Here is a 24,094-nt window from a genome sequence, read left to right as displayed (position 1 = left end):
AAAAGATGATGGCACCGCAAGCAAAGGAGGGCTGCCACGCTTGGAGAGCGCGTTGACCGGGACCCGCCGCGCTGGCATGGGGCGGGCATGAGCGCCGATCCCTCCCTCCGTACCGTCAAGGCCTGGCCCTTCGAGGAAGCCGCCAAGGTCGCCGATCGCATCCAGGCGGCGGGGAAACCGGCGGCGCTGTTCGAGACGGGCTACGGCCCCTCGGGCCTGCCGCATATCGGCACCTTCGGCGAGGTGGCGCGCACCACCTGGGTCAAGCGCGCCTTCGAGCGGCTGACCGGCCTGCCGGCGCGCCTCGTCGCCTTCTCGGACGACATGGACGGGCTGCGCAAGATCCCGGACAACATCCCGAATGGCGAGCTGCTGCGGCCGCATCTGGGCAAGTCGCTGACCGCCATCCCCGACCCCTTCGGCACGCATGAGAGCTTCGGGCACCACAACAATGCCCGGCTGCGCGCCTTCCTCGACGCCTTCGGCTTCGAATACGAATTCGCCTCCGCCACCGACTACTACAAGTCCGGCCGCTTCGACGCCGCGCTGCTGCGCATGCTGCAATGCCATGAGGAGGTCCGGCAGGTGATCCTGCCGACCCTCGGCCCGGACCGCCGCGCCACCTACTCCCCCTTCCTGCCGGTGCACCCGAAGACCGGGGTGGTGATGCAGGTGCCGATGGAGGAGGTCAGGCCGCAGGACGGCACCGTGGTGTGGCGCGACCCGGAAAGCGGCGAGCGCTTCGAGAGCCCGGTGACCGGCGGCCATGTGAAGGCGCAGTGGAAGGCCGACTGGGCCATGCGCTGGTATGCCCTTGGCGTCGATTACGAGATGTCGGGCAAGGACCTGATCGACAGCGTCAAGCTCTCCTCGGCGATCTGCCGGGTGCTGGGGGCGGAGCCGCCGGTCAGCATGACCTATGAGCTGTTCCTCGACTCCCAGGGCCAGAAGATCAGCAAGTCCAAGGGCAATGGCCTGACCATCGAGGAATGGCTGCGCTACGCCCCGCCCGAGAGCCTGGCCTATTTCATGTATCAGCAGCCGGGCCGGGCCAAGCGGCTGCATTTCGACGTCATTCCCCGCGCGACGGATGAGTATCTGCAGCAGCGGGAGAAGCTGCGGGCCAATCCCGACCCGGCCAATCCCGACTGGCACATCCATGGCGGCGAGGCGCCGAACACGCCCGAGCCGCCGCTGACCTTCGGCATGCTGATGAACCTGGCCACCGTCTCGGCCGCCGATACGCCGGAGCGGCTGTGGAAATTCGTCCGCAACTACGCCCCCGGCGCGACGCCCGAGAACCAGCCGCTGCTGGGCCAGCTGGTGGAATACGCGGTTGCCTATTCGCGCGACTTCATCCTGCCGACGCTGACGCCGCGCGCCCCGACCGCCGAGGAGCGCCCCTGCTTCCAGGCGCTGATCGACCTGCTGCGCGCGCACAGGGAAGAGATCGAGGCGCTGCCGCCGGGCCTGCCCCAGGCCGAGCGCATCCAGGTCGATGTCTATGACGCCGGCCGGCGCGAGCCCTTCATCCAGGTGATGAAAGACGGCTCCCCGGGTGTGGCGCGCGGCTGGTTCAACGCGCTCTACCAGGTGCTGGTCGGCGCCGATCAGGGGCCGCGCTTCGGCAGCCTGGCCGCCGCCTATGGCGTGGAGGAGACGATCCGCCTGATCGAGGAAGCGCTGGCGCGGCCGGCCGCTGCGGCGCCCCCGGGCGCGGCCGCGGCGGAGAGCCCGGCGGCGTGAAAGCCGTCCTCACGGCGCTGCGGCGGCATGGGCCGACGGTGTTCGGCCTGCTGCTGCTGGCGGGCGCCGTCTATGTGGTGCAGCGGGAGTTCCGCCACCTCTCGCTGGCCGAGATCCGCCGGGCGCTGGGCAACATGCCCTCCCATGCGCTGTGGGTGGCGGCTGGGTGGACGCTGCTCGCCTATGGGGTGCTGACCATCTATGACCGGCTGGGCTCGGTCTATGCCGGCAAGCCGGTCAGCTATCTCCGCACCTCGCTGGCCTCCTTCTGCGCCTATACGCTGGCGCATAATCTGGGCTTCGCCGCCGTCTCCGGCGCCGCGGTGCGCTACCGCTTCTATGCCGCCTGGGGGCTGACGCCGGGCGAGATCGCCAAGGTCATCGCCTTCACCAGCCTGACCTTCGGCCTGGGCGGCATGGCGCTGGGCGGGCTGGTGCTGATCCTGGAGCCCGAGGTGGTGCCCTGGATCGGCGCGCACACGCCGCACTGGACCATGCAGCTGATCGGCGTGGCGCTGCTCGGCGTGGTGGCCAGCTACCTGCTGCTGTCGCGCTTCCTGCCGCATTTCCACGCCTTCGGCCACCGCATCGACCTGCCGGGTTTCCGCATGGCCTGCGCCCAGACGGCGCTGGCGGCGGTCGATGTCGCGGTCACCGCGATGATCTTCTACGCCCTGCTGCCACCGGCGGAGGGGCTCAGCTTCGTCCGCTTCATCGGCCTGTATCTGGCGGCCTATACGGCGGGGCTGGCTGCAAATGTGCCGGGTGGGCTCGGCGTGTTCGACACGGCGATCCTGGTCGGGCTGCAGCCCTATATCGCGGCGCCTGAGGTGATCAGCGCGCTGCTGCTGTTCCGCTTCTACTACTACATCATCCCGCTCTTCCTGGCCGGAGCGCTGTTCGCCGGCTTCGAGCTGAACCAGCGCCGGCACCTGCTCAGCCGCATCGGGCCGGAGACGCGGGTGGCGGATTCGCTGGAGGGGCCGGTGCTGGCCGGGCTGTCCGGCATCGCCGGCGCGGCGCTGCTGTTCATCGGCGCGCTGCCGGCGCGCGGCTCGCGCCTCGCCCTCTGGGCCGGGGAATGGGCGGCGCTGGCCAGCCATTTCGCCGCCTCGCTGATCGGCTCGCTGCTGCTGGTGGCGGCCTATGGCATGCTGCGGCGGCTGCGCATCGCCTGGGCCAGCGGCATCGTGCTGCTGCTGCTGGGCGGCGTGGTGGCACTGCTGCGCGGCGAGCCCTGGTTCATCTCCGGCGGCTTCATCGCGCTGTCCGGGCTGCTCGCCTGCATCCGCACCGCCTTCTACCGCGATGCGCGGGTGACCGGGGAGCCGCTCTCGGCCGCCACGCTGCTGCCGCTGGTGGTGACGCTGGGGGCGGCGCTGACCCTGGCGCGCATCGCCTGGCGCGAGCCGGTGGCGGAGGAGCCCTGGTGGGCGGTGCCCTTCCTGGCCGAGACGCCGCACACGCTGCGCTTCGCGGTGGGGCTGTGCGGCGTGCTGCTGCTGGTGGCGGCGCTGCGGCTGCTGCGCCCGGCGCGGCTGCGCCCGGCGGAGTATGACATGGTTGCCCGCAGCCGCCTCTCGGCGCTGGGCGGGCGGGTGCCGGCCCGGGCGGATGGCGCGCTGTTCACCGATGGCGGCGCCAATGCCGGGCTGGCCTTCCTGAAGCTCGAGGATGTCTGGGTCGGGCTGGGCGATCCGGCCGGGGACAAGGCCGGGCAGCTGGCGGTGCTGTGGCGCTTCCGCGATCTGTGCGAGCGCAACGGCGTCGGCCATGCCTTTTACCGGGTGGGGCCGTCCTTGCTGCGGCTCTATGAGGATACCGGGCTGGCCAGCCATCCGCTGGGCGACGGCACCTATCTGGCGCTGCCCGCCGGCGCCGACCCCGAGGCGCTGCTGGAGCGGCTGGCCGATCCGCGCCTGCCCGCCCCGGCCGATGCGGAGACGCCGCGCGAGGGCTGAGGGGCAGGGCCGCTTTCCGGTCCCCGCCGCCTCGGTCGACAGAGGCCGAACAGCGCCGGGAGGGGGGGGCGACCGGGCAGGGCGGCCGGCTCCAGGGGCGAGGGTGGTCGTCCGGGCGGGTTCCGGCGCATTCAGCCCGCAGGAGGCGGAGGCTTTCCGGCGGTGCGGCGCGTGACGATGCGGTTCACCGCACCACCCGGCCGCAGCCGACCCGGCCCGGGCCCCACCCGGCAGTGGCAGCCCGAAACAGCGTCCCGCCTCCAAACAAGACGGCGGCAGCCCGAAAAGAGTCCCGCTTCAAAACCAGACGGCGGCAGCCCGAAAAAACTATTGGCTGGCCCAGAGGATGCGGTGGATCCAGGCGATCTCGGTGAGGTCGAAGCTGTAGCCGGGATGGGCGGGGTTGAGGCTGGCGAGCTCGATGCGGCGGGCGGATTGGCGGAGCAGTTCCTTGGCCATGACCTCGCCCTTCAGGGTGCGGACCACGACGCGGTCGCCGCGGCGCACCGGGGCGTTGGGCGAGACGATGATGATGTCGCCGTCGCGGAACACCGGCTCCATGCTGTCGCCGGAGATCTCCAGGGCATAGGCGTTGGGGTCGGAGAGTTCGGGGGTGGAGATCTCGTCCCAGCCGGCGCCGACGGGGTAGCCGCCATCGCCGAAATAGCCTTCGCCGCCGGCCTGGGCCAGGCCGATCAGCGGGATGCGCCGGCCGGGCATGGTGCGCGGGCCGCGGTTCAGCGCCGAGGCCACGCCGGTGACCAGGGCGGCGAAGCTTTCCATGTCGGTGCCGGTGGCGGCCAGGATCTTGGCGACCGATTCGGTGGAGGGCCAGCGCGCCCGCCCATCGGCGCCGACGCGTTTGGAGGGGTTGAAGGCGGTGGGGTCGAGCCCGGCCTTGCGGGCGAGGCCCGAGGGGGAGAGCCCGTGCTCGGCCGCCAGGGCATCGACCGCCCGCCAGATGTCGTCGTGACGCATGGGTGGATGATCCTAGGTTCTTGGTCCGAACACAATAGGAAGATCATCACACATAGGTGTTGACGCCTAGAATGCGCCCGAGCAAGGATTAAGGGGTAATCAACTCACAGGCGAGGAGAATAGCCCATGCCAGCCGCCCCCCGCGCCAACACGGCCCCCGTCCTCGCGTCCCTCGCCAAGGCCGAACCCTTCCAGAGTGCCGAGGAGGCCTGGCTCTGGACCATGGCCGCGCTGGTGGCGCGGCGGGAGGGGGCGCGAATCGTCGCCGGCGCCGGCCGCACCCAGCGCCCCTGCGAGCCCGACGATGTGGTGAAATGCCTCGACCGCCTCTACCGCCAGCGGCGGGTCGATCTGCAGCATGCCCGCATCCTGCGCCTCTGGGGCGAGCGCGGCCAGGCGCCCGACCCGCGCTACCCGGCCGAGCGCGGCGATTGGCGGCTGTGGAGCGAGGCGCTGTCGCGGCTCGACTGGCCGCTGCGCAACAAGGGCATCGTCGCCGGCCCGGCGCTGCGCGCGCCGGCAGGGGCGGAGCTGCTGCCCTGGCCCATGGGTCGTGATGGGCGGGCGTGACATGGCCCCGCCGCGCCTCGCGCCCCGCATTGCGTCCCGCCACCAGCTGGAGGAGGGGGCGCAGCGCGTCTGGATCGGCTTCGGCGGCCGCGCCGACCGGCTCTGGCTGCGGCTGCTGCGCCCCGGCTTCCGCCACTGCTTCGCGGTGGTCGAGGATGCGCGCGGCTGGACGGTGGTGGAGCCGCTCTCCGGCCGGCTGCTGGTGGCGCGGCCCGAGCTGGTCGAGGGCTTCGACCTGCCGGGCTTCTACCGCCGCGCCGGGCTGACCCTGCTCGGCCCCTTCCTGCCCGGGCCGCCGGTCTGCTCCTGGCGGCCGGAATTCTCACCCTATTCCTGCGTCAGCGTCTGCCGCGCCCTGCTGGGGGAGGCGGCGCCCTTCGCGCTGACGCCGCACGGCCTCTACCGTCGGTTGGAGAAAATTTCCGCCGATAGGAATAAAATCATTGACGCGGGGTTCGCCGAGGCGTAAGACAAGCCCCGTCACCGGGCGAATTGCGCCCGGCGGCATCCTCCCGATCCCGCACCTGCGCGCGGCCCGCCGGACCCCCTCCGGCGGGCCGCGCGGCTTTTGCGCGATCGCTTCCCGCCGCCAACGCAGAGGAGCCCGCACGCGCATGGGTGGCCTGTTCCGTGCCCCGAAGCCGGTGGTCGTCAGGACCGAGCCGGTCCCCACCACCTCTGCCAGCCCCGCCCCCAGCCCGGAGGCGGTCGCCCAGACCGCCCGGCTGGACAGCCAGGAGCGTTCCCGCCGCGGGCTGGCCGGCACCATCGCGACCTCCGCCCGCGGCGTGCTGGAGCCGCTGCCGCCCGGCCTGGCCGGGGCGCGCAAGACCCTGCTCGGGGAGTGAGCGCATGCGCCTGACCCCCGAGACCATCCTGCCGCGATACCAGGCGGCGCTGGCCCGGCGCCGCCCCTGGGAGGGCGTCTGGCAGGAATGCTACGACCATGTCCTGGCGCAGACGCCGGGCAGCGGCGGCGCCATGCTGTATGACGCGACCGCGCCCGACGCGGCCGAGCAGCTGGCCGCCTCCCTGCTGGCCGAGCTGACGCCGCCCTGGTCGCGCTGGTTCGGCCTCGCCCCCTCCCGCGCCGTGGCGGAGGGACCCGACGGCACCGCCGCCGCCGCCGCGCTGGAGGAGGCGGCGGAGACGCTGCAGGGGCATCTCGACCGCTCCAACTTCGCCGTCGAGATGCATCAGGCCTTCCTCGACCTGGTGGTCGCCGGCACCGGCGTGCTGCTGGTGGAGGAGGCGCCGCCCGGCGCGCTCTCCGCGTTGCGCTTCACCGCCGTGCCGCTGCGCGAGGCGGTGCTGGAGGAGGGCGAGAGCGGCCGGCTCGACACCGTCTACCGCGCCATGGCGCTGGAGGCGGCGGCGATCGCCGCGCGCTATCCGGGCGCCGTGCTGCCGCCCGGCCTCGGCGCCGGCAGCGACAGCCAGGAGGCGCCGCGCCACCGTGTGGTGGAGGCGGTCTGGCCGGAGCGCGGCGGCAGCGCCTATCTCGCCGTGCTGGAGCAGGATGGCCGCGCCCTGCCGCTGGCCGCCGGGCGCTTCCAGGACAGCCCCTTCATCGCCTTCCGCTGGCTGAAGGCGCCGGGCGAGGCCTATGGCCGCGGCCCGGTGATGAAGGCGCTGCCCGACATCCGCACCGCCAACAAGGTGGTGGAGCTGGTGCTGAAGAACGCCTCCATCGCCGCCACCGGCATCTGGCAGGCGGAGGATGACGGGGTGCTGAACCCGGCGACGGTCCGCCTGGTGCCGGGCGCCATCATCCCGAAGGCGCCGGGCTCCTCCGGCCTCACCCCGCTGGCGGCACCGGGCAATTTCGACGTCTCCCAGCTGGTGCTGGACGATCTGCGCGGCCGCATCCGCGCGGCGCTCCTGGCCGACCGGCTGGGCCCGCCCGGCAGCGCCGCCATGACCGCGACCGAGGTGCTGGAGCGCAGCGCGCAGACCGCGCGGCTGCTCGGCGCCACCTATGGAAGGCTGCAGGCGGAGCTGCTGACGCCGCTGATCGCCCGCTGCCTCTCGATCCTGCGCCGCCGCGGCGAGGTGCCGCCGCTGCTGCTGGACGGGCGCGAGGCCCGCCTGACCTACCATTCGCCGCTGGCCCGCGTGCAGGGCCGCTCGGACGCCGCCAACACCCTGCTCTTCCTGCAGGCGGTGGCGGCGCTCGGCGCGCCGGCGGTGGCGCAGGTCGACCTCGCCGCCGCCACCCGCCACCTGGCCCGCACGCTCGCCGCGCCGGCCGGCATCCTGACCCCCGCCGAGGAGTGACAGCCGCATGGCTGAGAATCTGCTGGACCCCGCGCCGGACAATGCGGCCCGCCCCGAGGACATCCCCGAGAAGTTCTGGGATGCGGAGAAGCAGGCGCTCCGTGTGGATGCCCTGCTGAAATCCTATCGCGAGCTGGAGAAGCGCCTCTCCCAGCGCTTCGCGCCTCCTGCCGAGGATGCGCCGGAGGAGGAGCGCGCGCGCTTCCGCCGCGCCCTCGGCGTGCCGGACAGCCCCGAGGATTACGCGATCGAGCCGAAGCACGCGATGTGCGGCCCGGATCCGGAGGTGAACCAGCGGCTGCACGAGGCCGGCTTCACCTGCGCCCAGGTGCAACTGGTCTACGACCTGGCGGCGGAGCGGCTGCTGCCGCTGATCGCCGAGGCGGCGGCCGATTACGAGGCGCAGAAGCAGCGCGCCCGGCTGGAGCAGGAATTCGGCGGCGCCGAGGGCTTCCAGCGCATCGCGCCGCAGATCGCCGCCTGGGGCCGCGCCAACCTGGCCAAGCCCGTCTATGAGGCGCTGTCGACCACCGCCGAGGGCGTGCTGGCGCTGCACCGCATGATGGGCAAGGCCGAGCCGAACCTCGCCAGCCGCGCCGAGGCGCCGGAGGCGATCGACGAGCAGGCGCTGCGCCGGATGATGCGCGACCCGCGCTACTGGCGCGCGCGCGAGCCGGAATACGTCAAGCGCGTCACCGACGGCTTCCGCCGCCTGTTCGGCCAGAACGAGGGCTGATCCCTCCGGCCCCGCTGGCCTGCCCCGCTGGCCTGATCACGGCCCCGCGCCTCCGCTGAGGCGCGGGGCCGCCGCCGTTTCGCGCCATGGCGCAACCCCTGGCGGGTGCCATGGCGGCCGGCGGCGCGGCCCGCCCCCGGGGAACCGCGCCCGCCCGGCTTCTCCCCTTTCCTCGCCCCTCCCTGAAGGAACACGGCATGTCCGCTTCCATCGACCAGGTCTTCGTCAAGCAGTTCGAATCCGAGGTGCATGAGGCCTATCAGCGCCAGGGCTCCAAGCTGCGCCCGACCGTGCGCAGCAAGAGCGGCGTGCGCGGCGCCTCCACCAACTTCCCGATCGTGGGCCACGGCACCGCGGCGGCGAAGGCGCGCAACGGCGCCGTGCCGGTGATGAACCTCGCCCATTCCAACGTCGAATGCTTCCTGCAGGACTACTACGCCGGCGAGTGGATCGACCGCCTGGACGAGCTGAAGGTCAATATCGACGAGCGCCAGGTGGTGGCCAGCGCCGGCGCCTATGCGCTCGGCCGCAAGACCGACGAGCTGGTGATCGCTGCGCTCGACACCGCCACCGAGGAGGCCACCGGCACCGCCGCCGGCACCACCGACACCGACGGGCTGACCAAGGCGAAGGTGCTGCTGGCCTTCGAGATGCTGGGCGCCGCCGACGTGCCGGATGACGGCAACCGCTTCGCCATCGTCGGCTGGAAGCAGTGGAGCGACCTGCTGCAGATCGAGGAATTCGCCAACACCCAGTACATCGGCGATGACGAGCTGCCCTGGAAGGGCACCCAGGTGAAGCGCTGGCTGGGCGCGACCTGGATGCCGCATTCCGGCCTGACCAAGAGCGGCGCCACCCGCTTCTGCTACTTCTACCACAAGACCGCCATCGGCCACGCCGTTGCCCAGGAAGTCACCACCGACATCACCTGGCATGGCGACCGCGCCGCCTTCTTCGTCAACAACATGATGAGCCAGGGCGCCGTCCTGATCGACCCCGCCGGCGTCGTCCGCATGCGCTGCGCCGAATGATTCTTTCGGCTGCCGGTCAGGGCCGGGACGGGAGGCGCTGCACGCGGGCCAGGCGCTTCGGCCCGGGGGTGCAGCGCCGCGCGCGGCACTGATCGGGGGCGCCGGGTGGCAACGCCCGGCGCCCCTGCGCGCTGCGCGAGAAGGCAGCGCGCGGCTGCAGAAACAGCGTCCCGCCTGGCCGCGAGACGGCGGCAGCCCGAAAGAAAAACGGTAGCATGAAAGGATAGGAAAATGGCGTTGTCGGCGCTTGTGTTGTGCTCGCGCGCGCTGCTGAAGATCGGCGCGCAGCCCGTCGCCTCGCTTGAGGAAGGCACCGCGGAAGCGGAGGTGGCGGCCAATCTCTATCCGGCGGTGCGTGATGCGCTGCTCTCCGCCCATCCCTGGAGCTTCGCGACGGGCCAGGCGGATCTGCCGCGGCTGCTCGCCGTGCCGCATGCCGACTACGCCTATGCCTATCAGCTGCCGGCGGATTTCCTGCGGGTGCTGTCGGCGGGCGGGGGCGGGCGGGGGCGCGGGCTGCTCTACCGCATCCATGAGAACCGGCTGCACACGGATTCGCCGCGTGTCGTGCTGACCTATCTGTTCCGCCCGGCGGAAAGCGCGCTGCCGCCCTTCTTCGCCTCCGCTTTGGTGGCGCGGCTGGCGGCGGAGTTCTGCGTGCCGCTGACCGAGAGCACCAGCCGTGCCGAGATGCTGCACCGCCTGGCCGAGGCCGAGCTGCGCCATGCGCGCCTGGTCGACAGCCAGCAGGACACGGTGCGCGCGGTCGAGGATTTCCCGCTGATCGACGCGAGGGGTTGAGACATGGCCGCCGGCCGCAGCACCAAGACCAGCTTCACCGCGGGCGAACTCGGCGACCAGCTGCTGGGCCGGGGGGATCTGCGCGCCTATGAGAATGGCGCGCGGCGCCTGCGCAACGTCTTCATCCAGCCGACCGGCGGGCTGACCCGCCGCCCCGGCCTGCGCCATGTGGCAGAGCTGCCCGGCACCGCGCGGCTGATCGCCTTCGAGTTCAACACTGAGCAGACCTATCTGGTCGCGCTGACGCATCAGGGCCTGCGCGTCTTCATGGGCGACGTCCAGGTGGCGAGCCTGGCCGGGCCCTGGACCGCCTCGATGCTGGAGAACATCGCCTGGACGCAGAGCGCCGACACGCTGCTGCTGCTGCATCCCGACATGGTGCCGCAGCGCCTGACGCGCAGCAGCCACACCAGCTGGACGCTCGCGCCCTGGAGCTTCGTGCGTGAGCCCTTCTACCGGTTCGCCGATTCCGGCGTGACGCTGGCGGCGAGCGCCACCACCGGCAGCGTGACGCTGACGGCGAATGGGGCGGTGTTCCAGCCCGGCCATGTCGGGGTGCGGTTCCGCCTGGGCGGCAAACGCGTGCTGCTCACGGCTGTCGCCTCTGCCACCAGCGCGACGGCGAGCGTGGAAGAGACGCTCGCCGGCACCACGGCCAGCGCGGATTGGGACGAGGCCGCCTTCAGCGCGGTGCGCGGCTGGCCGGTCACCGCCTGCTTCCATCAGGACCGGCTGGTGATCGGCGGCGCGCGCGATTTGCCGAACCGGCTGTGGCTGTCGCGCTCGGGCGATCTGTTCAATTTCGACCTGGGCACCGGCCTCGACGACCAGGCGATCGAGTTCGGCCTGCTGTCGGACCAGGTGAACGCCATCCGCGCCGTCTTCTCGGGGCGGCATCTGCAGGTCTTCACCTCGGGCGCCGAATGGATGGTCACCGGCGAGCCGATGACGCCCTCCTCGATCCAGCTGCACCGGCAGACGCGCATCGGCTCGCCGGTCGGGCGCATCATCCCGCCGGTCGATGTCGATGGCAGCACCATCTTCGTCGCCCGCTCCGGCCAGGCGGTGCATGAATACGCCTATACCGATGTGCAGCAGGCCTATCAGGCGAGCGACCTGGCGCTGGTGGCGCGGCATCTGGTGCAGACGCCTGTTTCCATGGCCTATGACCAGACGCGGCGGCTGCTGCATGTGGCGATGCAAGGCGGCTGGCTGGCAACGCTGACCCTCTACCGCGCCGAGCAGGTCACCGCCTGGACGCGGCAGGACACCGATGGCGCCTTCCGCGCCTTGGCCGAGATCGACGGCACCGTCTGGTGCGCCGTCGAGCGCGCCGGCTCGATGCGGCTGGAGCGTTTCGACGCCGCGCTGGCGGTCGATGCCGGGCTGACCGGCGAGAGCGGCGCGCCGCAGGACCATTGGAGCGGCCTCGGCCACCTTGAGGGCCGCGGCGTGCAGGTGGTGGCGGATGGCGCGCCGCGTGGCCTGGCCAATGTCACGGCCGGCGCCGTCACCATCGACCCGCCGGCCGCCGCGGTGCAGATCGGCCTCGGCTATGCGCATGTGATCGAGCCGCTGCCGCCGCAGCTGCTCTCCCCCGGCGGGTCGCGCGCGGCGCCGGTGCGGCTGGTGGCGGCGACCTTCCGCCTGCTGCAGACCGCGTCCCTCAGCGTCGATCTCGGCCGCGGCGCGCAGCCCGTGCCGTTCCGCAGGCTGGACACCGCGCTGCTGGACGCGGCGCCGCCGGTCTTCACCGGCGATGTCACGCTGCGCGGCCTGGGCTGGCGGCGCGACACCATGCTGCCGCTCTGGCGCATCGAGGGCGACACGCCGCTGCCGCTCACCCTGCTTTCCGTCACCACCGAGACGAGGATGACCGACTGATGGCCCAGCTCGCTCCCATCGCCACGCTGATCGGCACCGGGGCCTCGCTCTACGGCACGGTGCGCCAGGGCCAGGCGCAGGCCGCGCAGAGCAAGGCGCAGGCGGCGCAGGAAGCGGCCAGCCTGGCCGCGCGTCAGCAGCAGATCGCGACGCAGCAGGAGGTGGATGCGCGCGAGCGCGCCGACCGGCTGGAGCGCACTTTGGCCTCGACCCGGGCGCGGCTGGCGGCCTCCGGCGTCAGCCCCGACCAGGGCTCGGCGGCGGCGATCGCCACCGGCCTGCAGCAGGATGCGGCGGAGGCGCAGCAGAGCAGCAGCGAGGCCTATGGCGCGCGGCTGGCCGCCGGCCGCGCCTCGCTGCTGAACCCCGACGGTTCGCTGACCACCTGGCTGCGCGCCGGCAACAGCTTCGGCGGCGCGCTGCGCTCGCTGCTCGAATAAGCCTCACCCGGCCGGGCCGGCCACCCCCTCCCTCCTTCCGCATGAGAGATCCGCATGGCCGAGCATATCCGCATCGGCGACATCGCGCCGCGTGTCCACTACGCGGCGGATGGCGCGCAGACCGTCTTCATCTATCCCTTCCCGATCTTCGAGATCTCCGATCTCGAGCTGCGCGTCGACGGGGTGGTGCAGACGGATGGCTTCCAGGTCACCGGCGCCGGCGCTTCGGAGGGCGGCACGGTGGTGTTCGCGACGGCCCCGGCCGCGGGCCGCCAGGTGCTGCTGCGGCGCGTGCTGCCGGTCGAGCGGCTGAGCGATTTCCAGCCCAACGGCCTGCTGCGCGCCAACACGCTGAATGATGAGCTGGACCGGCAGACCGCCATCGCGCAGCAGCTGCGCCAGGAGGTGGAGGGCGCGGTGCGCGCCGATCCGGGCGACCTGCCGGCCAGCCTGGTGCTGCCGGCCAAGGGCGGCCGCGCCAACCGCGTGCTCGGCTTCGACAGCCTGGGCAATGTCACCGCCTTCCCGCGCGACGGCACGCTGCAATCGCCCTTCGCCGGCGCCATCCCGCGCAGCGTCGAGGACAAGCTGGCCGAGCGGCTGACGGCGCGCGATTTCGGCGCGGTGGGCGATGGCGTCACCGATGACGGCATCGCGCTGCAGGCGGCGATGAACGCCGCCGCCGCCAGCGGCAAGCTGCTGGAGATCGGCGAGGGCAGCCACCGCACCACCCTGCCGCTGACCCTGCCCGGCGCCTCGGCCGGGCTGATCATGCGCGGCAGCATCGTCTATGCCGGGCCGGGCGGCGAGGCGGCGCTGACGCTGGGCGACGGCGCCGCGGTGCGCAACCAGGCCAGGAGGTACCAGGGGCTGCGTGTGCTGCGCGCCAGCATCTCCGACTGGCTGGATGAGCGCGACATCGGCATCCGGCTGCGCAATCTCGATTCCTGCAAGGTGGAGGTCATCCAGGTCGAGGGCTTCACCATCGGCATCCAGACGCTGGGCGTCGAGCGCGGGGTGGAGGACAGCGACATCACGCTGGGCCGCATCGTCAACAACCGCATCGGCCTCGATGTGCGGACCCAGACGGCGGGGGCGTGGAACACCTCGGTGCGCTACTATGGCGGGCATTTCGCGCAGGCCGCGGCGCTGCACCAGGACAAGGACCGCTTCGGCATCCGCTTCTCGGCCGAGCCCGGCGCCTATGTCGCGCACAACCGCCATGTCTTCTTCGGCCCCGCCTTCGAGCTGCAGTCGCGCGACCGCCCCTGCACCGGCATTCCCTTCCTGATCGAGGTGAACAGCCGCGCGGTGATGGTCTATGGCATGCGCATGGAGGGCTGCGATCCCTTCGCCGCGCGCCACACCGCCGGCGCGCAGGATCATCTCTACGAGGTCGCCTGGGCCAGCCAGGGCTATGATATCGGCATCGACTACGCGGCGACGGCGACGCGCGTCGGTTCCGTGGTGCGCGCCCTGCACCAGGCGGCCGGCCACCGGGAGGCGACGCGGCTGGTGGGCGAGGTGCCCAATCTGCGCGCCGCCGCCGTCCGCTGGAGCGACACCGAGACCGGCTTCGACCGGCTGGCGGCGCTGTCCACCAATGTCTCCGGCGGGCCCACCAGCCTGTCGCAATTCACCTTCCAGGCCCTGGACAGCTACAGCCTGACCAATGACGGGGTCGTGCTGACCGGCGGGCGCGGCCTCGGCTTCGTCGTCGACACGCGGCATTGCAAGGAATTCGCCCTGGTCGCCGATGCCGATGAGCCGCGCCTGATCGTGCAGTGCTTCGACGCGGCGAAGACGCTGCTGACCGAACCGGCGAATGGCGCGCTGGTGCGCGCCTCGGGCATGTCGATGGTCTGGTCGGACACGCCGAAATGGTGGCAGGGCAATGCCGACAACACCGACAGCGGCCTGACCCGGCTGCAGACCATCCGTGTCGCCGACAGCGTCGCCTACGCCATCATCGGCGTGGCGCGGCTGACGCGCGACTATGAGGTGCGGGCGCTGCGGCTCTATTGCGACCCGTCGCAGGGCCCGCGCCTGCTCTATGGCCAGCCCGATTTGCCCTTCGGCCGGCGCGAGCTGGTGGCCGAGACGGCCTGGGACCCGCCGAGCATCGCCGCCGGCGGTTCGGCGCAGATCGGCGTGACGCTGACCGGCGTGCGGCCGGGCGATTTCGTGCAGGCGGCGTTCAGCCGGCCGACCACGGGCATCGTCTTCCTGGCCAATGTCGGCGCCAGCAACACCGTCACCGTCACCGCCTGGAACCGGCACACCGACCCGATCGACCTGCTGGCCGGCACGGTGCGCGTGCGGGCGCTGAAGGCATGAGGCGCGCGCCCGAGACGCTGCCCGAGGCGGCGCGGGAGGAGCTGGCGGCGGCGATGCTGAAGGTGGCGGAGGATTACCGCAGCTTCGTGGCCCAGGGCCCGGCCCCGGGCACGCATGACGACGCCAAGGCCTTCGCCGCGCACCACGCCGCGGCGAAATCGGCGCTGGCGCATCTGGAGCAGCTGCTGAAGCTGGCCCGCGCCCAGGGCGGCGGCGCGGAGGAGGAGCAGGGCATGGCCCAGGCCGATGCCCTGCTGCGCGAGGCGCGCGGCGCGCTGCGCCGGGCGGCGGAACAGGAAGGGGAGGACAGCGACTCCGATGCCGATGGAGACTCCGGCTGATCTGAACGAATTCGTCTGGATCTGGAACGACGCGGCGGGGCTCTCCACCCCGCCCGTCCATCGCCGCATCCTGCGCTGGCTGGAGGCGCGCCGGGCGGGCGGCGACACCCGCCTGCTGCTGATGGCCTTCCGCGGCTGCGGCAAGTCGACGCTGGTCGGGCTGTATTGCGCCTGGCTGCTCAGCCGCTGGCCGGAGACGCGCATCCTGGTGCTGGCGGCGGACCATCTGCTGGCCACCAAGATGGTCGGCACGGTGCGCCGCATCGTCGAGCGCCATCCGCTCTGCCGCGCCATCCTGCCCGAGGTGCCGGAGGCCTGGGCGGTGGACCGCTTCACCGTGCGCCGCGCCGGCGCGCTGCGCGACCCGTCGATGCTGGCCGCGGGCCTGGCCGGCAACATCACCGGCGCGCGCGCCGATGTCATCATCTGCGACGATGTCGAGGTGGCGGGCAATTGCGACACCGCCGGCAAGCGCACCGAGCTGCGCGAGCGCCTGGCGGAGACCGAGTTCATCCTGACCCCCGGCGGCACGCTGCTCTATGTCGGCACGCCGCATTGCGCGGAGAGCCTGTACCGCACGCCGGAGGAGGGGGAGCCGACGCTCGCCGGCTATCGCCGCCTGGTGGTGCCGCTGCTCAACGCCGCCGGCCGCAGCGCCTGGCCGCAGCGCTTTCCGGCCGAGGATGTGGCGCGGCTGCGCGAGCGGGTCGGGCCGATCCAGTTCTCGCGCCAGATGCTGCTGCGCCCGGTGGCGGGGGCGGCGGCGCGGCTCAATCCCGGGCTGCTGATCCGCTACCGCGACGAGCTCGACTATCGCGAGGCGCATGGCCGCCCGGTGCTCGGCCTGATGGGGCGGCGCATGGTCTCGGGCGGCGGCTATTGGGACCCGGCCTATGGCCGGCCGGGCCGCGGCGATGGCAGCGTGCTGGCCATCGCCTATGCCGATGGCGAGGGCAACCACTACCTGCACCGGCTGCACTACCTGACGCATGACCCCGATCTGGCCGACGACCCGGCGACGCAGCAATGCCGCCAGGTGGCGGCGCTGGCGCGGGAATTCTGGCTGCCCGTTCTGCGCGTCGAGACCAATGGCATCGGCCGCTTCCTGCCGGCTTTGCTGCGGCGGGAGATGGCGCGCGCCGGCGCGCCCTGCGCGGTGGTCGAGCAGCACAGCCGCACGCCGAAGCAGCAGCGCATCCTGACGGCCTTGGATCCGCTGCTGGCGGCGCGCCGGCTGCATGCGCAGGAGCAGGTCTTCCGCACCCCCTTCCCGGTGGAGATGGCGGAGTGGAAACCCGACACCGCCGGCACCCGCGACGACGCGCTGGACGCGCTGGCCGGCTGCCTGGCGGCCGAGCCGGTGCGGCTGCCCGGCGCGCCACCGCCCACCCGCCCGCCGGGCTGGCGCGGTGCCCCCTGAGCCTCGCCGCCGGCCTGGCGCGGCGGCGATGTTCTCTTTTTGTTTGCATCGCCCGGCGGGCCCCTGGTAGAACAGGGACGTCCCCGGGCGAATTGCGCCCAAGACCTCCCCGAACGGCCGCCCTCTCCCCCGAGGGCGGCCGTTTTTTTGTGGCCGCGCCCTGGCCCGGCCGCCCCCCGCACCCCCCGATCCGCCGGTCCGGCCGGCGCCGCGCAGGCGCCCTGGCCGGGCCATCCCCCAGCCCGAGGAGGGCCGATGAATCCGCTCGATCTGGAGCCGCAGACCCTGGCCACGGCGGCGCAGGCCCCGATGCTCGCCATCCTCGCCTGGATGCTGCACGCGCTGCGCCGGCAGCTGCCGCCGGAACGGCCGCCCGAGCCCGGCTGCGATGGCGACGCCCTGGCCCGCACCCGCGACGAGCTGGCCGCCTTCAAGCTGGAAGTGGCCCGCACCTACGTCCCGCTGTCGCTGATCCGCGATGTCGACCAGCGGCTCAGCCGGCAGCTGCTGCGCATCGAGGAGAAGCTCGATGCCGCGACGCGTGCCGCCACCGCCGCCGCCGCCGTGCAATCGGCGCAGCAGCAGCGCGGCTGGCGCGGCGAGGACCGGCTCTGAGCCGCGCCTGACCCGGCCTCGCTGACCCGCCGCCCCGCGCCCCGCCGGGGTGGCGCCCGGCTGCCATCCCATCCCCCCCCCCCGACGAGACGAACCGCGATGAGCACCGCCATGACCGCTCCCTTTGCCCGCACCGTCCTGTCGCCGCAGGAGGTGCTGGCCATGACCCTCTGGGCCGAGGCCGGCACCCGCCCGGTGCGTGGCATCGAGGCACTGGCCGCCACCATCATGAACCGCGTCCGCCTGGCCGAGAGCGGGGCGATGACGCAATGGGGCAGGGGCCTCTCGGCGATCTGCCGCGCGCCCTTCCAGTTCTCCTGCTGGAATCGCCACCATCTGCGCCACGCGCTGATGCTCTCCATCCCGCCGGGCGACCCGGCCATGGCGATCTGCCGCCGCATCGCCGCGCGCGCCGCCTCCGGCGCCCTGCCGGACCCGACCGGCGGCGCCACCCATGCGCATGGGGTGGAGGAACTGCCCGCCTGGGCCGGCGGTCTGGTGCCGGTGGCGGAGATCGGCACGCTGCTCTTCTACCGCGCCGGCCCCGCCGCGCGCTGAGCGCAACCGAAGGGGTTACCGGCTCTGGGCTCCTCCACCCGGGCGTCGCAAACCGGAAGAAGGACTTCGCCCGGGGGGCGGCCTCCGCTACACCGGCGCCATGGAGCCCATCATCTACACCATGGTCCGCGACGCCGATTGGCAGGAGGCCCGCGCCGCCGGCGCCTATCGCGGCAGCGCCGAGGATGCGCGGGACGGCTATCTGCATTTCTCGACCGCGGCCCAGCTGCGCGAGAGCGCGCGCAAGCACCGCGCCGGCCAGCCCGATCTCTGGCTGGTGGCGGCGCGGGCTGCGGATCTCGGTGTGACCCTGCGCTGGGAGGGCTCGGCTGGCGGCTCCCGCCCCGGCCTGTTCCCGCATCTCTACGGGCCGCTGCCGCTCACCGCCGTGGCCTGGGCGATGCCGCTGCCGCTGCGGCCGGACGGCACGCATCTCTTCCCGCCCGAGATTCCCTGAGGGGCGCGGCCGCTACTCGACCTTGAGCGAGGCGCGCAGCTCGGCCGCCCCCGCCGGGTCCAGCATCCCCTGCAGCCGCCCGGCCGCCAGCCTTGCATAGCGCAGCAGCAGGGATTTGCGGCGCGCCGCCGCCAGCCGGTGCTCGGCGGGCGGGCGCAGGATGGCGGCCTCGCCATCATCGCAGACGATCAGCCCGGCATCCTCCGGCAGCAGCGCCTGCGGGAAGTCGAGATCGACGGCGAAATACAGCCGGTCGCACCAGTCGCGGTATTCGTGCCATTTGGCGTCGGTCTGGAAGTCGCGGGCGCAGCTCTTCACCTCGATCGCGGTGAAATCGCCATCCGGCTGCAGCGCCAGGATGTCGAGCCGGCGTCCGGTCGGCAGCGGCACCTCCAGCACCGGCGCCCAGCCGAGCCGGCCGCACAGCCGCGAAGCGGCCCGGCAGACCCGCAGCGTGCGCTCGGGCGGGGTGAGGGGGAGGGGGGTGAGAAGGGACATGGGGCCCTATGTTCGCTCTCCGTTCCCTCCCGCGTCAAGCGCGGCGGGCCTAGGATGGGAGGATGGCCGAACTGCCCTTCTGGAAGACCAAGACCCTGGCGGCGATGAGCCGCGCCGAATGGGAAAGCCTCTGCGATGGCTGCGGCCGCTGCTGCCTGCACAAGCTGCGCGACGAGGACACCGAGGAACTGGCCCATACCGAGGTCGCCTGCCGGCTGCTCGACATCCATAGCTGCCGCTGCCGCGACTACCCGAACCGCCGCGACCATGTGCCCGATTGCGTCAAGCTGACGCCGAAGCGCCTGGCCCGCATCGACTGGCTGCCGCCCTCCTGCGCCTATCGCCTGGTGGCCGAGGGCAAGGACCTGCCCGAATGGCATCCGCTGCGCTCCGGCGATCCGGAGAGCGTGCACCGCGCCGGCGCCTCGGTGCGCGGCCGCGCCATCCCCGAGCGCGCGGCGCGCGACCTTGAGGACCACATCGCCGACTGGCCGGGCGAATGGCCGGCGGCGCCACCGGGAGAGGAGAGATGATGTCCGACGCGTTCCAGAAGCCGGGCCCCGAGCCGCTGCGCTGCCGCCCGCCGGCCACCGCCACGCTGCAGCTCGACACGCCGGAGCTGCGCGCCACGCGCTGGGATTTCCCGCCCGGCTCGGAGACCGGCTGGCATCGGCATGGCTGGGCCTATGTGGTGGTGCCGCTGACCGATGGCAGCATGACGCTGGAACTGCCGGGCGGCGAGACCGCCGCGGCCACGCTGAAGGCTGGCCAGTCCTATCACCGCCAGGCGGGGGTGGAGCACAACGTGGTGAACAGCTCCGACACCGCCTTCAGCTTTGTCGAGGTCGAGCTGAAGGGCATGCCCGGCTGAGGCCCCGGCGCCGGGGATCCCGGCGCCATGGCTTGCCCGCGGCGGCAGCGCTGGCGCCGCAATTCGCTTCCCTGGTTCCCCTCCGCCAATCCGGCCGCGCATCCGCAGCGGTGCCCGCGCGCGGGGCTTTCCTTTCCCGCGCGGATGCGGCAGGAGGTGGGCGGGGCAAGGGCATCGGGCCCGGATCCACCGCCGGCCCCTGGAGTGAGATTTTGCCGCCAGCCTTGGCCCACCTGCCCGATTTCCAGCAATTGCTGCGTGCCGCGCCGCATCCCTACGTGGTGATGGATGCACGCTTCACGCTGGTCTGGGCGAATGACGCCTATCTGCGCGTCACTGGCCGGGCCGCGGCCGATATCCTCGGCCGCAACGTGTTCGACGCCTTCCCCGGCGGCCCGCACGATCCGGGCGGCGAGGGCACGCGGCAGCTGCGCCAGTCGCTGGAGACGGTGGTCGAGACCCGCGCCCCGCACACCATCGCGCTGATCCGCTACGCCATCCCGCGCGGCCCCGATTTCGAGGACCGCTTCTGGAGCGCGACGCACACCCCGCTGCTCGGCGCCGATGGCGAGGTCGCCTTCATCCTGCAGCAGACCGACGACGTGACCGAGCTGCAGGCGCTGCGCCTGCGCGCCGGCGAGGCCGGGCCGGGCGGCCCCGGGCTCGAGCATTCGGTGTTCCGCCGCGCCCAGGCGGTGCAGCAGGTCAATCTGGCGCTGGATGCGGAGCGCACCCAGCTGCGCCGCCTGGTCGAGCAGGCGCCGGCCTTCGCCGCCTATCTGCACGGCCCGCAGCATGTCTTCGAGATCGCCAACGCCTCCTACCTGGCGCTGGTGGGCCGCGATTCGATCCTCGGCAAGCCGGTGCGCGAGGCCTTGCCGGAGCTGGAGGGCCAGCCCTTCTTCGGCATCCTGGACGAGGTCTTCGCCTCCGGCCGCGCCTTCAACGGCCGTGCCATGCGCGCCTGGCTGCACGACCCGCAGGCGCTGCCGCAGCGCGGCGCTGGCCTGGCCACGCGCGAGGCGTTCCTCGACTTCGTCTACCAGCCGATCCTGGAGCCGGAGGGCCGCGTCTCCGGCATCTTCGTCCTCGGCTACGACGTCACCGAGCAGAAGCGCGTCGCCGACGAGCTGGAGCGCTACAAGGACCAGCTCGAGGAGATGGTGCGGGTGCGCACCCGCGCGCTGGAGGAGAGCGAGGCCGAGCGCCGCCGCACCGAGGCGGCGCTGCGCCAGAGCCAGAAGATGGAGGCGATCGGCCAGCTCACCGGCGGCGTCGCGCATGACTTCAACAACCTGCTGCAGATCCTCTCCGGCAACCTGCAGATGCTGCAGCAGGCCGAGCGCGCGCCCGACGATGCGCGGCGCATCGAGACGGCGCTGGGCGCGGTGGAGCGCGGCGCCAAGCTCGCCGCCCAGCTGCTCGCCTTCGCCCGGCGCCAGCCGCTGGAGCCGCGCCCGGTCAATCTCGGCCGGCTGGTGCGCGAGATGGACGACCTGCTGCGCCGGGCGCTCGGCGAGGCGATCGAGCTGGAGACGGTGATCGCCGGCGGGCTGTGGAACACCCTGGCCGATCCGGACCAGGTGCAGAACGCGCTGCTCAACCTGGCGGTGAACGCCCGCGACGCGATGGAGGGCGGCGGCCGCCTGACCATCGAGGCCGGCAACGCCATGCTGGACGATTACTACGCCCTGCAGCATGACGAGGTGAGGCCGGGCCAGTATGTCATGCTGGCGGTCTCCGACACCGGCTGCGGCATCCCGCCCGAGCTGCTCGACAAGGTGTTCGAGCCCTTCTTCACCACCAAGCGCGAGGGCCGCGGCACCGGGCTCGGCCTCTCCATGGTCTATGGCTTCGTCAAGCAGAGCCATGGCCACATCAAGATCTATTCCGAGGCCGGGCAGGGCACCACGGTGCGCATCTACCTGCCGCGCAGCCATGAGGCGGAGACGGTGGTGGCGCCGCTCGCCGGCCTGCCGGTCGAGGGCGGGCGCGAGACCGTGCTGGTGGTCGAGGATGATCCGGTGGTGCAGGCGACGGTGGTCGAGCTGCTGCAGGATCTCGGCTACACCGTGCTGCGCTGCTCGGACGGGCAGAGCGCGCTGACCCTGCTGCGCAGCGGCGTCTCCATCGACCTGCTGTTCACCGATGTGGTGATGCCGGGGCCCGTGCGCGCGCCGGAGCTGGCGCGCCAGGTGCAGACCATGCAGCCGCATGCCGCGGTGCTGTTCACCTCCGGCTACACCGAGAACGCCATCGTGCATGGCGGGCGGCTGGATCCCGGCGTCAACCTGCTCTCCAAGCCCTACCGGCGCGAGGATCTGGCGCGCAAGGTGCGCCAGGCGCTGCATGACCGGCGCCAGGCGCTGGCCGCCGCCGCCGTGCCGCACCTGCCCACCGCCAGCCCGGCCATGCCCCCCGCCGGCCGCGGCCTGCGCGTGCTGCTGGTCGAGGACGACCCGCTGATCCTGATGGACAGCGAGGACCTGCTGGCCCATCTCGGCTGCCAGGTGGTGACGGCGCGCGACGCGCGCGGCGCCCTGCTGGCGCTGGAGAAGGAGCGGTTCGACCTGCTCTTCACCGATATCGGCCTGCCCGGCATTTCCGGCTCGGTGCTGGCGCAGCAGGCGCGCGCCCGCTGGCCGGGGCTGCGCATCATCTTCGCCTCCGGCTATGGCGGGCTGGACACGCCGGACATGCTCCCGGGCGCGCAATTCCTCATCAAGCCCTATGGGCTGCGCGAGCTGGAGGCGGCGCTGCGCCAGGCCGCCCTGCCCGAGCCCGGCTGAGCCGCATGGCCGGCGCGTCTCCCCCGGCCGCTGCCGGGGCCGCGCCGCCCGGGCCGGACAGGCCGCGCCGCCCGGCGCCGCGCCAGGCCGCGCCACGCCAGGCCGCGCCAGGCATGGCCGCGCCGGATCAACCGGACCCGCCGCTGCCCGAGGCGCTGCTGCTGCGCCCGGCGCCCGGCGCCGCCGCCATCTCCTGCGCCCTGCTCTGGCGCCGCTCCGCCCGCGCCCGCCTGGTCTCGCTGCGGATCGAGCCGGTGGCGGGCGCCGTGCTGGTCACCCTGCCGGCCAGCCTCACCCCCGCCGCCGGGCGGCGCGCCGGCCTGGCCCTGCTGCGCCGCCACGCCGCCTGGGTGACCGCCCGCCTGGCCGCGCTGGCGCCGCCGCTGCGCCTGCGCCCCGGCGCCGCCGTGCCGCTCGGCGACGTGCCGCACCCGATCCGCCACGATCCTGGCCATGCCGGCCCCGCCGCGCTGCGGCCGGGCGGCATCCTGGTGGGCGGCGGCCCCGACACCCTGCCGGCCCAGGTCATGGCCCTGCTGCAGGACGAGGCCGGGCGGCGCATCCGCCCGTTGGTGCGCCGCCATGCCGCGCGGCTCGGCGTCGCGCCGCGCGCGGTGCGGCTGAAGGATCCGCGTGGCCGCTGGGGCAGCTGCGCGCCGGACGGCACCCTGGCCTTCTCCTGGCGGCTGGTGATGGCGCCGCCCTGGGTGCTCGACTACGTCGTGGCGCATGAGGTCGCGCATCTGGAGGAGCTGAACCACTCGCCGCGCTTCTGGGCGGTGCTGGCGGCGCTGAACCCGCACCATGCGGCGGCGCAGGCCTGGCTGCGCCGGCACGGGCCGGGGCTGCTGCGCGTCGGCTGAGCGGCCTCGGCTTCCCGGCTCCGCGCCGCGCTGCCATACCGGTGGCCTCGACCCGCAGGAGACCGCCCGATGCTGATCCTCGTCACCGGCGCCACCGCCGGCTTCGGCGCCGCCATCGCCCGCCGCTTCGCCCAGGACGGCGCCCGCATCATCGCCATCGGCCGCCGCGCCGAGCGGCTGCAGGCGCTGGCCGGGGAGCTGGGCCGCGACCGCGTGCTGCCCCTGCCGCTCGATCTGCGCGACAGCGACGCCATCGCCCCCGCCATCGCCGGCCTGCCGGCCGAATGGTCGGAGATCGACCTGCTGGTAAACAATGCCGGCCTGGCGCTGGGGCTGGAGCCGGCGCAGCGCGCCAGCCTGTCCGACTGGCAGACCATGATCGACACCAACGTCAAGGGCCTGGTCGCCATGACCCATGCGGTGCTGCCCGGCATGGTGGCGCGCGACCGCGGCCATGTCGTCAATATCGGCTCCACCGCCGGCGAATGGCCCTATCCGGGCGGCAATGTCTATGGCGCGACCAAGGCCTTCGTCCGCCAGTTCAGCCTGAACCTGCGCGCCGACCTGTTCGGCACCAAAATCCGCGTCACCGATATCGAGCCCGGCCTGGTCGGCGGCACCGAATTCTCCAATGTCCGCTTCGGCGACGATGCCAAGGCCGCCGCCGTCTATGACGGCACCGACCCGCTGACGCCCGACGACATCGCCGACGCCGTGCACTGGGTGGCGACGCGCCCGGCCCGGGTGAACGTCAACACGCTGCAGCTGATGCCGGTCTGCCAGAGCTTCGGGCCGCTGCGCATCCACCGCTGATTTTTTTCGGGCTGCTTTCTTTCGTGCTGCCGCCATCGGGTTTTGAGGCGGGGCGCGGCAGGGAAGGGGGGCGCGGGTGGGGCGGGGCCGGGCCAGCGCCCCGCCGCC

Annotated in this window: 24 protein-coding genes; 22 read left to right on the top strand and 2 right to left on the bottom strand. The window is 72.8% G+C overall.

The genetic code is table 11. The features are described 5' to 3' along the window. Window positions 1-87 precede the first annotated feature (87 nt). Together QE401_RS14955 and QE401_RS14950 are read left to right on the top strand one after the other, a co-directional pair. Window positions 88-1,746, top strand: a complete 1,659-nt coding sequence (locus QE401_RS14955) for a lysine--tRNA ligase (protein ID WP_307138966.1) — start codon at window positions 88-90, stop codon at window positions 1,744-1,746. Further along, window positions 1,743-3,707: a phosphatidylglycerol lysyltransferase domain-containing protein gene (locus tag QE401_RS14950; RefSeq protein WP_307138965.1), complete on the top strand. Its 1,965-nt coding sequence runs from the start codon at window positions 1,743-1,745 to the stop codon at window positions 3,705-3,707. The genes QE401_RS14955 and QE401_RS14950 overlap by 4 nt, the downstream gene beginning before the upstream one ends. A 327-nt stretch (window positions 3,708-4,034) precedes the next feature. On the opposite strand, the gene QE401_RS14945 is transcribed toward QE401_RS14950, so the two are convergent. After that, window positions 4,035-4,685, bottom strand: coding sequence for a S24 family peptidase (locus tag QE401_RS14945; protein ID WP_307138964.1), 651 nt, complete (start codon window positions 4,683-4,685; stop codon window positions 4,035-4,037). 126 nt (window positions 4,686-4,811) lie between these two features. Here QE401_RS14945 and QE401_RS14940 point away from each other — a divergent pair, with 126 nt between their 5' ends. The 15 genes from QE401_RS14940 (at window position 4,812) to QE401_RS14870 (ending at window position 18,152) form a co-directional block, all read left to right on the top strand. Beyond that, a complete protein-coding gene (locus tag QE401_RS14940; protein WP_307138963.1) occupies window positions 4,812-5,255 on the top strand; it encodes a hypothetical protein in 444 nt (147 codons plus the stop codon). A 1-nt stretch (window position 5,256) separates the two neighbouring features. Next, complete coding sequence (locus QE401_RS14935; protein ID WP_307138962.1) at window positions 5,257-5,724, top strand: hypothetical protein; 468 nt, start codon at window positions 5,257-5,259, stop codon at window positions 5,722-5,724. Between the two features lie 145 nt (window positions 5,725-5,869). Beyond that, entirely contained in the window at window positions 5,870-6,103 is a 234-nt protein-coding gene (locus QE401_RS14930; protein WP_307138961.1) for a hypothetical protein, read from the top strand. A gap of 4 nt (window positions 6,104-6,107) precedes the next feature. Further along, on the top strand, window positions 6,108-7,532 hold the full coding sequence (locus QE401_RS14925; protein WP_307138960.1) for a portal protein: 1,425 nt from the start codon (window positions 6,108-6,110) through the stop codon (window positions 7,530-7,532). A gap of 7 nt (window positions 7,533-7,539) precedes the next feature. Continuing rightward, window positions 7,540-8,268 (top strand): capsid assembly protein, encoded by a 729-nt coding sequence (locus tag QE401_RS14920; protein ID WP_307138959.1) that lies wholly within the window; start codon window positions 7,540-7,542, stop codon window positions 8,266-8,268. A 197-nt stretch (window positions 8,269-8,465) separates the two neighbouring features. Continuing rightward, window positions 8,466-9,299 carry a phage capsid protein gene (locus QE401_RS14915; RefSeq protein WP_307138958.1) on the top strand — a complete coding sequence of 278 codons (834 nt, stop codon included), beginning with the start codon at window positions 8,466-8,468 and terminating at the stop codon, window positions 9,297-9,299. A 231-nt stretch (window positions 9,300-9,530) separates the two neighbouring features. Next, on the top strand, window positions 9,531-10,100 hold the full coding sequence (locus QE401_RS14910) for a phage connector family protein (protein WP_307138957.1): 570 nt from the start codon (window positions 9,531-9,533) through the stop codon (window positions 10,098-10,100). Window positions 10,101-10,103: 3 nt separating this feature from the next. After that, window positions 10,104-11,984, top strand: a complete 1,881-nt coding sequence (locus QE401_RS14905; RefSeq protein WP_307138956.1) for a phage tail protein — start codon at window positions 10,104-10,106, stop codon at window positions 11,982-11,984. Further along, on the top strand, window positions 11,984-12,424 hold the full coding sequence (locus QE401_RS14900; RefSeq protein WP_307138955.1) for a hypothetical protein: 441 nt from the start codon (window positions 11,984-11,986) through the stop codon (window positions 12,422-12,424). The genes QE401_RS14905 and QE401_RS14900 overlap by 1 nt, the downstream gene beginning before the upstream one ends. Before the next feature lie 54 nt (window positions 12,425-12,478). After that, window positions 12,479-14,761 (top strand): phage tail fiber domain-containing protein, encoded by a 2,283-nt coding sequence (locus tag QE401_RS14895; protein ID WP_307138954.1) that lies wholly within the window; start codon window positions 12,479-12,481, stop codon window positions 14,759-14,761. Continuing rightward, entirely contained in the window at window positions 14,758-15,102 is a 345-nt protein-coding gene (locus QE401_RS14890) for a hypothetical protein (RefSeq protein WP_307138953.1), read from the top strand. Before QE401_RS14895 ends, QE401_RS14890 begins: the two co-directional genes overlap by 4 nt. Then, window positions 15,080-16,522 (top strand): phage terminase large subunit, encoded by a 1,443-nt coding sequence (gene terL, locus QE401_RS14885; protein WP_307138952.1) that lies wholly within the window; start codon window positions 15,080-15,082, stop codon window positions 16,520-16,522. Before QE401_RS14890 ends, terL begins: the two co-directional genes overlap by 23 nt. Window positions 16,523-16,777: 255 nt before the next feature. Continuing rightward, a complete protein-coding gene (locus QE401_RS14880; RefSeq protein ID WP_307138951.1) occupies window positions 16,778-17,137 on the top strand; it encodes a hypothetical protein in 360 nt (119 codons plus the stop codon). Between the two features lie 111 nt (window positions 17,138-17,248). Further along, complete coding sequence (locus QE401_RS14875; protein ID WP_307138950.1) at window positions 17,249-17,695, top strand: cell wall hydrolase; 447 nt, start codon at window positions 17,249-17,251, stop codon at window positions 17,693-17,695. Between the two features lie 100 nt (window positions 17,696-17,795). Beyond that, window positions 17,796-18,152 (top strand): DUF952 domain-containing protein, encoded by a 357-nt coding sequence (locus QE401_RS14870; protein WP_307138949.1) that lies wholly within the window; start codon window positions 17,796-17,798, stop codon window positions 18,150-18,152. Between the two features lie 12 nt (window positions 18,153-18,164). Here QE401_RS14870 and QE401_RS14865 read toward each other — a convergent pair whose 3' ends face one another. Continuing rightward, entirely contained in the window at window positions 18,165-18,650 is a 486-nt protein-coding gene (locus QE401_RS14865) for an MmcB family DNA repair protein (protein WP_307138948.1), read from the bottom strand. Between the two features lie 62 nt (window positions 18,651-18,712). Between QE401_RS14865 and QE401_RS14860 the strand changes: the two genes are divergently transcribed. The 5 genes from QE401_RS14860 (at window position 18,713) to QE401_RS14840 (ending at window position 23,986) form a co-directional block, all read left to right on the top strand. Next, a complete protein-coding gene (locus QE401_RS14860) occupies window positions 18,713-19,183 on the top strand; it encodes a YcgN family cysteine cluster protein (RefSeq protein WP_307138947.1) in 471 nt (156 codons plus the stop codon). Further along, window positions 19,183-19,521 (top strand): cupin domain-containing protein, encoded by a 339-nt coding sequence (locus QE401_RS14855; RefSeq protein WP_307138946.1) that lies wholly within the window; start codon window positions 19,183-19,185, stop codon window positions 19,519-19,521. Before QE401_RS14860 ends, QE401_RS14855 begins: the two co-directional genes overlap by 1 nt. Before the next feature lie 224 nt (window positions 19,522-19,745). Next, window positions 19,746-22,310, top strand: a complete 2,565-nt coding sequence (locus QE401_RS14850; protein WP_307138944.1) for a response regulator — start codon at window positions 19,746-19,748, stop codon at window positions 22,308-22,310. Between the two features lie 113 nt (window positions 22,311-22,423). Next, on the top strand, window positions 22,424-23,173 hold the full coding sequence (locus tag QE401_RS14845; RefSeq protein WP_307138943.1) for a M48 family metallopeptidase: 750 nt from the start codon (window positions 22,424-22,426) through the stop codon (window positions 23,171-23,173). A gap of 69 nt (window positions 23,174-23,242) precedes the next feature. Then, entirely contained in the window at window positions 23,243-23,986 is a 744-nt protein-coding gene (locus QE401_RS14840) for an SDR family NAD(P)-dependent oxidoreductase (protein ID WP_307138942.1), read from the top strand. Window positions 23,987-24,094: the final 108 nt, after the last annotated feature.

This window comes from Pseudoroseomonas cervicalis (assembly GCF_030818485.1).
Lineage (GTDB): Bacteria > Pseudomonadota > Alphaproteobacteria > Acetobacterales > Acetobacteraceae > Pseudoroseomonas > Pseudoroseomonas cervicalis_A.
The sequence above is the reverse complement of the archived record's forward strand: the minus strand, read 5'-3'. Positions and strand labels throughout refer to the sequence as shown.

Coding starts and splice junctions, on each gene's coding strand:
- QE401_RS14955 (WP_307138966.1), top strand. CDS start 88: ATGAGCGCCGATCCCTCCCTCCGTACCGTCAAGGCCTGGCCCTTCGAG.
- QE401_RS14945 (WP_307138964.1), bottom strand. CDS start 4,685: ATGCGTCACGACGACATCTGGCGGGCGGTCGATGCCCTGGCGGCCGAG.
- QE401_RS14940 (WP_307138963.1), top strand. CDS start 4,812: ATGCCAGCCGCCCCCCGCGCCAACACGGCCCCCGTCCTCGCGTCCCTC.
- QE401_RS14935 (WP_307138962.1), top strand. CDS start 5,257: ATGGCCCCGCCGCGCCTCGCGCCCCGCATTGCGTCCCGCCACCAGCTG.
- QE401_RS14930 (WP_307138961.1), top strand. CDS start 5,870: ATGGGTGGCCTGTTCCGTGCCCCGAAGCCGGTGGTCGTCAGGACCGAG.
- QE401_RS14925 (WP_307138960.1), top strand. CDS start 6,108: ATGCGCCTGACCCCCGAGACCATCCTGCCGCGATACCAGGCGGCGCTG.
- QE401_RS14920 (WP_307138959.1), top strand. CDS start 7,540: ATGGCTGAGAATCTGCTGGACCCCGCGCCGGACAATGCGGCCCGCCCC.
- QE401_RS14915 (WP_307138958.1), top strand. CDS start 8,466: ATGTCCGCTTCCATCGACCAGGTCTTCGTCAAGCAGTTCGAATCCGAG.
- QE401_RS14910 (WP_307138957.1), top strand. CDS start 9,531: ATGGCGTTGTCGGCGCTTGTGTTGTGCTCGCGCGCGCTGCTGAAGATC.
- QE401_RS14905 (WP_307138956.1), top strand. CDS start 10,104: ATGGCCGCCGGCCGCAGCACCAAGACCAGCTTCACCGCGGGCGAACTC.
- QE401_RS14900 (WP_307138955.1), top strand. CDS start 11,984: ATGGCCCAGCTCGCTCCCATCGCCACGCTGATCGGCACCGGGGCCTCG.
- QE401_RS14895 (WP_307138954.1), top strand. CDS start 12,479: ATGGCCGAGCATATCCGCATCGGCGACATCGCGCCGCGTGTCCACTAC.
- QE401_RS14890 (WP_307138953.1), top strand. CDS start 14,758: ATGAGGCGCGCGCCCGAGACGCTGCCCGAGGCGGCGCGGGAGGAGCTG.
- terL (WP_307138952.1), top strand. CDS start 15,080: ATGCCGATGGAGACTCCGGCTGATCTGAACGAATTCGTCTGGATCTGG.
- QE401_RS14880 (WP_307138951.1), top strand. CDS start 16,778: ATGAATCCGCTCGATCTGGAGCCGCAGACCCTGGCCACGGCGGCGCAG.
- QE401_RS14875 (WP_307138950.1), top strand. CDS start 17,249: ATGACCGCTCCCTTTGCCCGCACCGTCCTGTCGCCGCAGGAGGTGCTG.
- QE401_RS14870 (WP_307138949.1), top strand. CDS start 17,796: ATGGAGCCCATCATCTACACCATGGTCCGCGACGCCGATTGGCAGGAG.
- QE401_RS14865 (WP_307138948.1), bottom strand. CDS start 18,650: ATGTCCCTTCTCACCCCCCTCCCCCTCACCCCGCCCGAGCGCACGCTG.
- QE401_RS14860 (WP_307138947.1), top strand. CDS start 18,713: ATGGCCGAACTGCCCTTCTGGAAGACCAAGACCCTGGCGGCGATGAGC.
- QE401_RS14855 (WP_307138946.1), top strand. CDS start 19,183: ATGTCCGACGCGTTCCAGAAGCCGGGCCCCGAGCCGCTGCGCTGCCGC.
- QE401_RS14845 (WP_307138943.1), top strand. CDS start 22,424: ATGGCCGCGCCGGATCAACCGGACCCGCCGCTGCCCGAGGCGCTGCTG.
- QE401_RS14840 (WP_307138942.1), top strand. CDS start 23,243: ATGCTGATCCTCGTCACCGGCGCCACCGCCGGCTTCGGCGCCGCCATC.